Raw genomic sequence first — 12000 nt, forward strand, 5'->3', positions numbered from 1 at the left:
AATTCTACGACTTGTTCGGGTCGAACTTCTTCTCCAACCCCTTCCAGCAATCCGCGTAATCATCCTGCAACGTCGATGAGGTCGCGGCGTGCTGCGTCACGCGTTGCGGGAAGCGGGTCTCGAACATGAAGGCCATGGTGCCGGTCAGCTTCGCCGGCTTCAGCTCGCCGTTGCTGGCGTGCTCGAAGGCCTCGCGGTCGGGCCCATGCGGCAGCATGCAATTGTGCAGGCTGATGCCGCCGGGGACAAAACCCTGCGGCTTGGCGTCGTACACGCCGTAGATCAGGCCCATGAACTCCGACATGATGTTCATGTGGTACCACGGCGGACGGAAGGTGTTGTCGGCCACCAGCCAGCGCTCCGGGAAGATCACGAAGTCGATGTTCGCGGTGCCGGCGGTCTCCGACGGCGAGGTCAGCACCGTGAAGATCGACGGGTCGGGATGATCGAAGGCGATCGCGCCGACCGGCGAGAAGGTGCGCAGATCGTATTTGTAGGGCGCGTAATTGCCGTGCCAGGCGACCACGTCGATCGGCGAATGCGGCAACGTCGTCTTGAACAGCGAGCCGCCCCACTTCACGTAGAGCTCGGTCGGCGTGTCCTTGTCCTCGTAGGCGGCGACCGGCGTCAGGAAGTCGCGCGAATTGGCCAGGCAATTGGCGCCGATCGGGCCGCGCTCCGGCAGCGTGAAGGCGCCGCCGTAATTCTCGCAGAGATAACCGCGCGCCGGTCCGCCTGGAATTTCCACGCGGAATTTGACGCCGCGCGGGATCACCACGATCTCGCCCGGCTCGGCATCGATGCGACCGAACTCGGTGACGAAGCGCAGCTTGCCCTGCTGCAGCACGAACAGCAGCTCGCCGTCGGCATTGTAGAAATGCTGATCGACCATCGATTTGGTGATGAGATAGACATGCGCCGCCATGCCGGCCTGCGTATTGGCATCGCCCGCCGTGGTCATGGTCTGCACGCCCTGCAGGAAGGTCATGTCCTGTTTCGGGATCGGCGCGGGATCCCAGCGCAGTTGCGCGATCGGCATGTCGTATTCGTGACACGGCGCGGTGCGCCACAGCCCGCTATCTGCCTTGGCGAAACGGCCGGAGTGCCGCACCGACGGCCGGATGCGATACAGCCACGAGCGCTCATTGGTGCCGCGCGGCGCAGTGAACGGGGAGCCGGACAGCTGCTCGGCATAGAGCCCGTAGGCGCAGCGCTGCGGCGAGTTGCGCCCCATCGGCAACGCGCCGGGCAAGGCCTCGGTCTCGAAGCTGTTGCCGAAGCCGGACATGTAGCCCGGGGTGACTTGCCCCGAGCTGCGCACGATCTGATCAGGCGAGGTATTGATGTTCATGTCTATCCTCCTCCTTGCAGGGCGGCCCACATCTCCTGGTCGCGCTTGTCGGTCCAGATCACGGGATCGTCGATCCCGGACGCTTCGTCATAGGCACGGGAAACGTTGAACGGCAGGCAGTGCTCGTAGATCGCGAAATCAGAGAATTTCGGATCCATCACCTCGCGGGTCGCCGCCATCGATTCCTTCAGGCTGCGGCCCTTGGCGACGGAAGACTCCGCCGCACCGTAAAGCGTGGTGACGAAATCGCGGGTCATCGCGATCGCATCGCGCCCGGTCTCGAGGCCCTTCAGCGCATCGCCGCGGCCCGGCGCGATCGCCTTCGGATTGAAGGCGCGGATCTCGTTCAGGGTCGTCGGCCATTCGCGCAGATGCGCATCGCCGCAATAGCAGGCCGAGTGGTATTCAATCAGATCGCCCGAGAACATCACCTCGGCATCCGGCACCCAGGCGACGATGTCGCCCGAGGTGTGGCCGGCGCCGAGCTGCATCAGCCGCACCTCGCGCTTGCCGAGATAGATCGACATCTCGCCCTCGAATGTCAGCGTCGGCCAGGTCAGGCCGGGAATGCTGGCGGCATCCTGAAACAGCCGCGGGAAGCGGCCATATTCGGAATCCCAGTCCTGCTGGCCGCGTTCCTCGATCAGCCGATAGGTCTCTTGCGAGGCGACGATGCCCTGCGCGTGATAGGCGGATGCGCCGAGCACGCGCACCGCGTGATAGTGCGACAGCACGACGTACTTGATCGGCTTGTCGGTGACGGTCTTGACCCGCTCGATCACCTTGTTGGCCATCGCCGGCGTCGCCTGCGCGTCGAACACCAGGCAGCCGTCCTCGCCGACGATCACGGCGGTGTTGGGATCGCCCTCGGCGGTGAAGGCGTAGAGATCGGTGCCTATCTCGGAGAAGGTCACCTTCTTCTCCGCGAGATCCGTGGTCGATGCGAAACCTTTGGCCATCAGTTCATTCCTGTCCGTTTGATCAGTGCTGTTGCTGTTGCTGTTGTTGTTGTTGCTGCTGGCTCGCGTCGAGAAGCCGCCGCTTGGCCAGCGCGATCGCCTCGCGCAGCACGTCGAGATCGCCGATATGGTTGGCGAGTACCAGAACCAGCGCGGCATCGAGATCGGCGCTCTGCGCGTCGGAGAGGCCGCGATGCGCCTCGACGATGGCGCGGAAGGCGTCGTCGGGCTTTGCGAAGTTCGAACTGGTCGACAGCGCCATGATGGATCCTCAGCTCACGCCGGTTGCACGCGCCAGCGCCGCATCGAGTACCGGCCGCGCGGCGTTGCGGAAGCGTGCCGCAACATAACCATCCGGCCGCAGCAGATAGGCGGTGCCGGGCGCAGCGTCGTAGCGCTTGCCGGCAAGGCCTTGCGCGTCGACCAGCCTGCCCTCGCCGCCGACCCGGATGGAGCCGACACCGTCGGGCACATCGACATCAGCGCCATTGCCAAACTCCAGCAGGGTGAAACGCGTTCCCTGCTTGATGAAAACGTCGGTCAGATAGCTCGAACCGCCGCCCTGCTCGGTCACCGGCGCGTCCAGCATGGAGGCGCCCGGCGGCGGGCCGCCGCGCCAGTCGTCACGATCGCCGCTCGACAGCGGCGTGTCATAGATCGACGGCACCGACAGCCGCCCGCCATTGACCATGCGCTTGCCGAACTCGGTATCCTTGGCGAGCGACAGCACCGCCTGGCGCAGCCGCGCCTCCTGTCGCGTCACCGGCGCCATGAAATCGGTCGAGCGGGTGGACTCGCGGATGTTCTCGTCCGCCGCGGCACTGCGCTCGATGTGGTAGGTCTCGAGCAAGCCTTCCGGCGACAGCCGGCGCAGCACGCGATCGAGCTTCCACGCCAGATTCTCGGCATCCTCCAGCCCTGAATTGGCGCCGCGCGCACCGAACGGCGAGACCTGATGCGCGGAATCGCCGGCGAAGATCACCCGGCCATGGATGAACTTGGCCATCCGGCGGCACTGGAACTTGTAGAGCGAGATCCATTCGAACTCGAACTTGTCATGCCCCAGCATGCGCTCGATCCGCGGCCGAACATTCTCGGGCTGCTTCTCGGCTATGGGATCGGCATCGGGATTGAGCTGCAGATCGATCCGCCAGATGTCGTCCGGCTGCTTGTGCAGCAGCGCCGAGCGTCCGGCATGGAACGGCGGATCGAACCAGAACCAGCGTTCGGTCGGAAACGCCGCGGTCATCTTGACGTCGGCGATCAGGAATTGGTCCTCGAACACCTGGCCTGCGAACTCCGCACCGACCATCTGCCGCAGCGACGAGCGGGCGCCGTCGCAGGCGACGACGAAGGAGGCGTGGACGTGATAAGCGCCTTCGGGCGTGGCGATGGTCAGCGCGACGCCGTCATTGCGGCTCTCCAGCGCGATCACCTTGTTGCGCCAACGCAGATCGATGTCGGGCAGCTGCTCGACCCGGTCGACCAGATAGGCCTCGGCGTAGAACTGCTGCAGATTGATGAAGGCCGGTCGCTTGTGGCCCTCTTCGGGAAGCAGATCGAACTGGTAGAGCTGCGAGGCGCCGTGAAAGATCTTGCCGACGCTCCACACCACGCCCTTCTCGACCATGCGGTCGCCGACACCGAGGCGATCCCAGAACTCCAGCGAGCGCTTCGAGAAGCAGATCGCGCGCGAGCCCTCGCCGATCCGGTCGGCATCGTCGAGCAGCACCACGCGCTGGCCGCGCTGGGCGAGATCGATCGCGAGCGACAATCCAACCGGCCCGGCGCCGACCACGACAACCGGATGCTCCGCGACGTTGGCGGCCGACCGGTCCTGGTCGGGGTGGCGGCGATAGCCGAACTGGGTTTTGGCCTCTGCCGTGTTGGCTGCCATTGCGTGACCCTGGATGTTCCCTTGTACCGGCCCTCGTCTATGGCTCAGGCTGCGGCTTGTGTGACTGGCTTGCGACAGGACCTTGCGGGTCGGCCGCGAGCTTGCTAAATTAGTCTCACTTGCAACTATCTTAAACCCCCAGTCGAGCCCGCCGTCAACTCAAATTGGAGGAATTTTTGGTCAGGACCTCTGCAAGCCAGCCTCCAGCCCGGGCGCAGAGCGCCGTGGAAGTGGACGCGCACGACGATGCCGCGCCGGCGAAGAAGCGCCTCGACCTCTTCCACTTCATGCCATTCCGCCTGAACCGGCTGGCGGCTGAGGTGAGTTCGGCGCTGTCGAGCGAATACCAAGCGCGCTACGGCCTCGACATTCCGGAGTGGCGCGTGCTCGCGACGCTCGGCTTCCGCAGCGATCCCTGCAGCGCGCAATACATCGCGCATTGCACGCGCACGCACAAATCCACCATCAGCCGCGCCGTCTCGGCGCTGATGGAGCGCGAGATCGTCGAGCGCGTCGAGAACGCCGACGACCGCCGCGAATTCCGCCTGCGGCTGACCAAAAAGGGCCAAGCGCTGTACGAGGAGTTGATCCCGCGCCTGTTGCGCAAGGAGCAGGAGATATTGTCCTGCCTCTCCGCACAGGAGCGCCGCGACCTCGGCCGCCTGCTCGGAAAGGTCGAGAGCAGCCTCGAGCTGGTGCAGACCAGTGAAGAGGCCGACGCGAAGGACGTGTATTAGGCGATCGCCCCGCTTTGGACAGACACTCCGCTGTCGTCCTGGCGAAAGCCAAGACCCATACGCCGCTGCAGGAGTTGTTAACGGGACTCGTCGTTGCAGCGACGCGCAACAATCAACGTTGGTGGTAATGGGTCCCCTGAGTTCACAAACGAAGTGCAACACTTCCTTGAGGAGGTGTTGCGATGGGGCGGAGTTACGAGCAGCTATCCCTGGACGAGCGATGCGAGATTGCCCGGCTTTCAGCCAATGGCAGCTCGGTGCGGCAAATCGCGGCAGCTCTGGATCGCTCGCCATCAACGATCTCTCGGGAGCTGAACCGCAATTCTGGCGCCCAGGTCGGCTACAAACCCAGCTATGCCCAGCAACAGATGCGAGCGCGGCGCTGGACGGGCGTACGCCTCGAACGGGAGCCCGGCCTGCGCCGCGCGGTCTTGGAGCGCCTTGGTCGGGGCTGGTCGCCCGAGCAGGTCGCGGGCCGGCTGGCCCGCGAACACGGCCGCAAGGTGATCTCCCACGAGACCATCTACCGCTTCATATACGCCCAGATCCGGCGCACCTCGGACTTCAGCTGGCGGCGTTATCTGCCACGCGGCAAGAGCAAACGCGGCTACCGCGGCAAGAAGGGCGGCAGTCCCGCAAGCTTCATAGAAGGCCGTGTTTCCTTGGACAAACGGCCTATCGAGGCCGCCGATCGCAATGCCCCCGGTCATTGGGAAGCCGACCTGATGATGTTCTCCAAATACGGTCAGGCGATCCTGACCGTGCACGAGCGCACCTCGCGCCTGCTGCTCGGCATCCGCATCGCCAGCAAGCTCGCGCGCGGTATCGCCCGTCATCTCGTCCGCTTGTTTGCTGCCTTGCCGGAAGGCCTGTGCCAGACCGTTACCTTCGACAATGGGACCGAGTTCGCCTGTCACCTGGAGCTGCACCGCCTCGCGATCGAGACCTTCTTCTGCGATCCGCACGCGCCCTGGCAGAAGGGCGGCATCGAGAATGCGATCGGTCGGATGCGCCGCTTCATTCCACGCAAAACCGATCTCGCGACCTTCCCGACGCGCCGCCTCCGCCAGTCGATCAACGCCTACAACAACACCCCGCGCAAATGCCTTGACTTCCAAACCCCTCTCGAGGCCTTCTCTCAAGTGTTGCACTTCGAGTGTGAATCCACCTCCTGGCTTTCGCCAGGACGACGCTGGGGTTGGGATTCGCGCCCCGCCCTGTCCTCGTCATTCCGGGGCGTGCGAAGCACGAGCCCGGAATCCATTCATCCGCAGAGTACGCGGCTCAATGGATTCCGGGTTCTCGCTGCGCGAGCCCCGGAATGACGACCGAGGGAGTTACGCCTTGTCGATATGCTTGGCGATGACAGGGAAATAATTGTCCTTCGACCCCTTGTCGATCGCCTCCTGCAGCACCGTGCCGATCAGCTCCGCCCCGCGAATCCTGATGCCGGCGTCGGCGGCGAGCTCCAGCGCGTAGGACAGATCCTTCAGCGCATATTCGGTCGAGAAGGCGCGCTCCGGAAACACGCCGGGCACGATCGCCTTCATGCCGTGGTTACGCAGCGCAAAACTGTCGGCCGAGCCCTTCGACAGGGTGTCCAGCAGCAACTTCGGATCGACGCCATTGTGCTTGGCCACCGCGACAGCCTCGGCCAGCGCGTTCACCGTCTCGAACAGCACCATGTTGTTGAGGATCTTGCTCACCTGCCCGGCGCCGACATCGCCGCAATGGGTGACGTCGGTGGCAAAGCAGCGAATTAAGGGCTCGATCGCGGCATAGAGGGCGGGCACCGCGCCGACCATCACGCTGAGCGTGCCATCCTGCGCCGCCTGCCGGGTGCGCGCGATCGGCGCATCGGCCCAGGCCGCGCCCTTGGCCTGCAATTGCGCGGCGAAGTCGCGGGTCTGGCTGACGGATGACGTGCCGAGATCGACCACGATCTGGCCGGCCCGTGCGTTCTTCAAAATGCCGTCTTCCTCGAACACCGCGCGCACGTGCCTGGCGCTCGGCAGGCAGAGGAACAGCACGTCGCTCTGCTTGATGACATCGGCGACCGACGTCGCGCCCTCCGCGCCGTCAGCGCGGAGCCGCTGCAACGGCTCAATCGCGAGGTCGAACACCACGACGCGCTTGCCGCTCTTCTTGACCAGGTTGCGGCAAATCGGCTCACCCATCACGCCGAGGCCGATGAACCCGAGAGTCTTGTAGTCAGTCATATCGTTGCTTCTTTTCACGTTTCTTGACGCGTTGCAGATGCGCTTGTCACCTCGCGAACGATCGCGACGGCGCCAGATGCAGCGCGAACGCATCGACCTTGTCGCTGGCGCGCGGATAGATCTCGCTGACGATCGGATCGTGACCTGGGATGAAGCGGTCGGGATGCCCGGCGAGCCGCTCGACGATCTCCCAGCCCTGCACCATGTCGCCGACATTGTAGACGATCGGGAACGGGCTCTTCTTGTGCAGGTTCGCATAGTAGTGCGCGGCATCGGACGCCAGCACCACCGGACCGCGCGCGGTCTCGACCCGCACCACCTGCAAGCCGTCGGAATGGCCGCCGACGCGATGCACGGTGACGCCGGGCGCGATCTCGCCGTCGCCGGAATGGAAGGTGACGCGCTCGCCATAGACGTGCCGCACCATCTGGGTGACATGCTCGACCGAGAACGGATGACGCAGCATGCCGCTGCACATGCAGCGGCCGGTCGCGTAGCTCATCTCGCGTTCCTGCAGATGGAATTTGGCATTCGGGAAGCGATCCAGGTTGCCGGCGTGGTCATAGTGCAGATGGGTGACGATCACGTCGCGGATCGCATCGGCGCTGACGCCGAAACCGGCCAGCGCATCGACCGGGTTGAGCGTCAGCTTGCGGGCGCGCACCTTGGCCTCCTCGGCGTTGAAGCCGGTGTCGACGAGGATATCGCGGCCGTGGCCGCGGATCAGCCAGACGAAATAATCCAGATCCTGCGCCGTCGTGTCGTGCGGATCGGGGACTAGGAAGTTGAGGTGGGGCGTGCGCGGCGACATCGTCGCATAACGCAAGGCGTAGATCTCGTAGGCGTTTCCCATCGGTTTCGCTCTTGTTTGCAGCCTTGTTGAATGGTTTGCCGTCCCGACCACAAAGCCATCGCCCCGCGCAAAGGTCAAACCGCGCGTCGTGCGACGAGCGCATGACAGGGCCGCCAAGCCACTGTGAGTGCAATCACATTATCAACGCGCAGGAACCGGCACCATCCCATGATGGCGATGGCCGCCATGACCGCATGCTGTTGCACTGCGGCCTCCCTGCGGTCACCTCGATAAGCGATGCGGTCGCAAGCCGTTGACGGGAGTTCGGCCGTGGCTTGATAATGGATTTTCGTGAGAAGCGTTTTCGAGCGAAGTGGCTACCGGTTCGCGTTAAGAAAGCGCGTCAAAACAAGAATCTAGAGCCCTCGTTCCGATTTCCATCGGAACGGAAAAGGCTCTAGAGTTAAGGTCCCCGCGGCGCAGGCTGGAAACGGCGCCGTTTCATTGCAATGCCGAGATCTGGATTTGCCGCGATTATGAAAATCCGCCTTGCCTTGCTCGCCACGCTGATTTTTTCGATCGCGTCGTCCACCCTGTCGTTCGCCGCCGGCGACCGTTTCGCGCTGGTGATCGGCAACGCCAAATATCCCGACGCCGACGCGCCGCTGAAGGAGCCGGTCAACGACGCGCGCGACGTCGCCGATGAACTCAAGCGCGACGGCTTCACGGTCGAGGTCGGCGAGAACCTGACCGGCGACGGCATGCGCCGCGCCTTCGACCGGCTCTATGGCAAGATCAAGCCCGGCTCGGTCGCGCTGGTCTTCTTCTCGGGTTACGGCATCCAGTCGAACCGGCAGAGCTACATGATCCCGATCGATGCGCAGATCTGGGCCGAGGCCGACGTGCGCCGCGACGGCTTCAGCCTGGAGACCGTGCTCGGCGAGATCAACAGCCGCGGTGCCGGCGTCAAAATCGCCTTGATCGACGCCTCCCGGCGCAACCCGTTCGAGCGCCGCTTCCGCAGCTTCTCGGCCGGGCTTGCGCCGGTGATCGCGCCGAACGGGACGCTCGTGATGTACTCGGCGGCGCTGTCGTCGGTCGTCTCCGACAATGGCAGCGACCACAGCCTGTTCGTGCGGGAACTCCTGAAGGAGATCCGCACCCCGGACCTGATGGCCGAGGAAACGCTGAACCGCACCCGCGTCGGCGTCACGCGGGCCTCGCGGCAGGAACAGGTGCCGTGGATCTCGTCGTCACTGGCCGAGGATTTCTCGTTCATTCCAGGCGGCGCAGCCACTTCAAGCGGTGCGCCGGGAGCGGCGAGCACTGCACCCACCCCCGCCGCATCGCCGTCAACCGAGGTGGCCACGGCTCCGCCGGTCGCGCCACCACCGGCCCCGCCCGCCGCAACGCCGACGCCAGCACCGGCGCCTCCCGCGGCAACGACACCGACGCCGGCGCCGCCCAAGCCCCCCGTCGCGACCGCCCCGGCCTCACCGCCACCCGCACCGAAGGGCCCCGAGATCGCGCTGCCGCCACCCGCGCCTCCGCCGCCGGTGGTGATCCAGCCGACACCGGCGCCGAGCAATTCGCCCGTGCTTGCCGACGATCCGACCATCAAGAGTCTGAGCGAGAAGCTGGACAAGAACCCGGACGACGGCGCCGCGCTGTATCGCCGCGGCCAGGTCTATGCCAGCAAGGGCGCTTACGAGCTCGCGGTGAAGGACTTCACCAATTCGCTGCGGCTGAACCCGAAGGATGTCGAGGCCTATAACAACCGCTGCTGGGTCCGCACCGTGATCGGCGACCTGCAGGCAGCGCTGAAGGACTGCAACGAGGCGCTGCGGCTGCGCCCGAATTTCGTCGATGCGCTCGACAGCCGCGGCCTGATGAATCTCAAGGGCGGGCAGAACAAGAACGCCATCGCCGATTTCGACGCCGCGCTGAAGATCAATCCGCGGCTGACCTCGTCGCTCTACGGGCGTGGCCTCGCCAAGAAGCGCAACGGCGCGGTCGCGGAAGGCGATCTCGACATCGCAAACGCCAAGGCGATGGACCCCAACATCGTCAAGGAATTCGCCGACTACGGCGTGCAGTGACCAATCGATCGCTGCCCGGCCGGGCTCGAACCGCCGCTGCAATTGCGCGACTAATCAGAGGGTGCGTGCCGGGCCAATGCCGGGCGAACTGAAGAGTTGCATGGAACCGCGCAAGCCTGCGCAGGAGGGACCGAAATGTTCAAGCCGTCGGCAAAGGCCGCGATCCTTTCAATCATGACCGCCGGCGCCGTGCTGTCGTTCGGCATGGCGGCCGCCCGCGCCGGTGACGACGTCACCGAGGACCAGATCATCAAGGCGCTGACGCCCGAGAAGAAGCCGCTGACCCGCGGCCTCTCGGTCGGCCCGCAGACCACCTCGCCCGGGCTGAACGCCGACCAGGCCAAATTCGTGCAGAGCGTCCGCGGCCGCGCCACCCGCTCGCTGTCCTCGACCGAGCGCGAGGAGATCGCGACCATCGTCCAAGACAAGCCGAAGATCGATCTCGAGATCAACTTCGACTACAACTCCGCCGATATCAGCGCCAAGTCGCTGCCCTCGGTGCAGGCGCTCGGCCGCGCCCTCACCAATCCAGACCTGAAGGGTTCGACCTTCGTGGTCGCCGGCCACACCGACGCCGCTGGCGGCGAGGACTACAATCAGGGGCTCTCCGAGCGCCGCGCCGACGCCATCAAGCGCTATTTGGTCGACAAATACGGCATCAACGGCACCGATCTCGTCACCGTCGGCTATGGCAAGAGCAAGCTGAAGGACCCCAGCCACCCCATGGCGGACGTCAACCGCCGCGTCCAGGTCGTGAACGTGGAAAACAAGGACACCGCGTCCAAGTGAAACTCGTCCCAATGATCTGGATGTGATGGCCGGTGGCGTGGCCGCTTTTTGAGGTTACAATGCGCCCCGCACCCCGGCGGGGCGCATTTGCTTGAGGGCAGAAGCCCGGAGCAGCCCACCGGTGACCCGCCTCACATGACGTCGCATGCTCAAGCAACACAATGCGAGCGGATGAGACTTCGACAGGCAGACACGGCGTGACAAGCTCTGGATTGATCAGGCGATGAATTTTTCCCGATACCTCAAGCCTGCGCTCGGCACGGTGTTTTTCATCGCGCTGGTCATCGCCTATTACGCCTTCGAGCACCGCTCCCCCCCGCAAGAGAAGGAAACGCCGGGCCAGGCGCTGGTGGTGGTGACGAAGTCGACCAATGCCTGCTTCTCCGACATGGTCCGCGTCACCGGCTTCATCGTGCCGCGCCGCGAGGCGCAGGTGAATGTCGACCAGGACGGCTCCAAGGTCACCGACGTCCTGGTCCGCGAGGGCGATACCGTGACCGAGAACCAGGAACTGGCGCGGCTGACCCCGCCGCCGCAGCAGGCCGCCCAGGCCAATGCCAAGCCGATCGTGCTGCGCGCGCCGGCGGGGCCGGCCTGATCACCGAGGTGCGCACCGCGCCCGGCGCGCCGGCCTCGCCGCAGGCTCCCCCGATGTTCAAGATCTCGATCGGCAACGAGATCGAGCTCGACGCCGAGGTGCCGGGCTTCCAGCTCCTCAAGCTCAATCCCGGCGCCAATGTCCGGATCAGCCGCGATGACGCGCCCGACATGGTCGGCAAGGTCCGCCAGATCTCGCCGCAGGTCGATCGCACCACGCAACTCGGCCATGTCCGCATCACCATCAACAACAATCCGACGCTGAAGGTCGGCATGTTCGCGCGCGCCAACATCGACGCCAAGCGTTCCTGCGGCGTCGCGGTGCCGCGCACCGCGATCGACCGCCTGACCTTGCAGGTCGTCAAGGACAACACGGTGGAGACCCGCAGGGTGCGCGTCGGGCTGACCTCCGACACCTCGACCGAAATCCTTGAAGGCCTCGACGTCGGCGAAATCGTCGTGGCCGATGCTGGCACCTCGCTGCATGACGGCGACCAGATCAAGACCATGTTCGCCGACGAACTCGATCGCACGCGATCACGGTAATTCGGACACTCTA

The 12000-nt window shown here is 64.9% G+C and carries 9 protein-coding genes and 2 pseudogenes; 5 read left to right on the plus strand and 6 right to left on the minus strand.

Features of this window, described 5'->3' with window-relative positions:
- Positions 1 to 4 precede the first annotated feature (4 nt).
- From hmgA to ACVMB0_RS06585, 4 genes are read right to left on the minus strand one after another with little or no spacing between them, the layout of a single operon-like run.
- Entirely contained in the window at positions 5 to 1351 is a 1347-nt protein-coding gene (hmgA, locus tag ACVMB0_RS06570; protein WP_461345690.1) for a homogentisate 1,2-dioxygenase, read from the minus strand.
- Between the two features lie 2 nt (positions 1352 to 1353).
- Complete coding sequence (locus tag ACVMB0_RS06575) at positions 1354 to 2310, minus strand: MBL fold metallo-hydrolase (protein ID WP_456751604.1); 957 nt, start codon at positions 2308 to 2310, stop codon at positions 1354 to 1356.
- Positions 2311 to 2332: 22 nt separating this feature from the next.
- The gene (locus ACVMB0_RS06580) at positions 2333 to 2572 is read right to left on the minus strand and encodes a DUF2783 domain-containing protein (RefSeq protein WP_456751603.1); all 240 of its coding nucleotides are present in this window, start codon (positions 2570 to 2572) and stop codon (positions 2333 to 2335) included.
- Between the two features lie 9 nt (positions 2573 to 2581).
- Positions 2582 to 4207 (minus strand): FAD-dependent oxidoreductase, encoded by a 1626-nt coding sequence (locus tag ACVMB0_RS06585; RefSeq protein ID WP_461345691.1) that lies wholly within the window; start codon positions 4205 to 4207, stop codon positions 2582 to 2584.
- A gap of 287 nt (positions 4208 to 4494) precedes the next feature.
- Between ACVMB0_RS06585 and ACVMB0_RS06590 the strand changes: the two genes are divergently transcribed.
- Positions 4495 to 4944: a MarR family winged helix-turn-helix transcriptional regulator gene (locus tag ACVMB0_RS06590; RefSeq protein WP_249137848.1), complete on the plus strand. Its 450-nt coding sequence runs from the start codon at positions 4495 to 4497 to the stop codon at positions 4942 to 4944.
- A gap of 182 nt (positions 4945 to 5126) precedes the next feature.
- A pseudogene (locus tag ACVMB0_RS06595) lies at positions 5127 to 6113 on the plus strand (IS30 family transposase); the annotation flags it as partial.
- 168 nt (positions 6114 to 6281) lie between these two features.
- On the opposite strand, the gene ACVMB0_RS06600 reads toward ACVMB0_RS06595, so the two are convergent.
- Together ACVMB0_RS06600 and ACVMB0_RS06605 are read right to left on the minus strand one after the other, a co-directional pair.
- Positions 6282 to 7163, minus strand: coding sequence for an NAD(P)-dependent oxidoreductase (locus tag ACVMB0_RS06600; RefSeq protein WP_461345692.1), 882 nt, complete (start codon positions 7161 to 7163; stop codon positions 6282 to 6284).
- Positions 7164 to 7209: 46 nt separating this feature from the next.
- Positions 7210 to 8016, minus strand: a complete 807-nt coding sequence (locus tag ACVMB0_RS06605; protein ID WP_456751600.1) for an N-acyl homoserine lactonase family protein — start codon at positions 8014 to 8016, stop codon at positions 7210 to 7212.
- 476 nt (positions 8017 to 8492) lie between these two features.
- On the opposite strand from ACVMB0_RS06605, the gene ACVMB0_RS06610 reads away from it, so the two are divergent.
- The 3 genes and pseudogenes from ACVMB0_RS06610 (at position 8493) to ACVMB0_RS06620 (ending at position 11987) form a co-directional block, all read left to right on the plus strand.
- Positions 8493 to 10055 carry a caspase family protein gene (locus ACVMB0_RS06610; protein ID WP_456751599.1) on the plus strand — a complete coding sequence of 521 codons (1563 nt, stop codon included), beginning with the start codon at positions 8493 to 8495 and terminating at the stop codon, positions 10053 to 10055.
- 135 nt (positions 10056 to 10190) lie between these two features.
- A complete protein-coding gene (locus ACVMB0_RS06615; protein WP_456751598.1) occupies positions 10191 to 10844 on the plus strand; it encodes an OmpA family protein in 654 nt (217 codons plus the stop codon).
- Positions 10845 to 11067: 223 nt separating this feature from the next.
- A pseudogene (locus ACVMB0_RS06620) lies at positions 11068 to 11987 on the plus strand (efflux RND transporter periplasmic adaptor subunit).
- Positions 11988 to 12000 lie beyond the last annotated feature (13 nt).

The sequence above is a fragment of the Bradyrhizobium sp. USDA 4451 genome, from assembly GCF_054822585.1.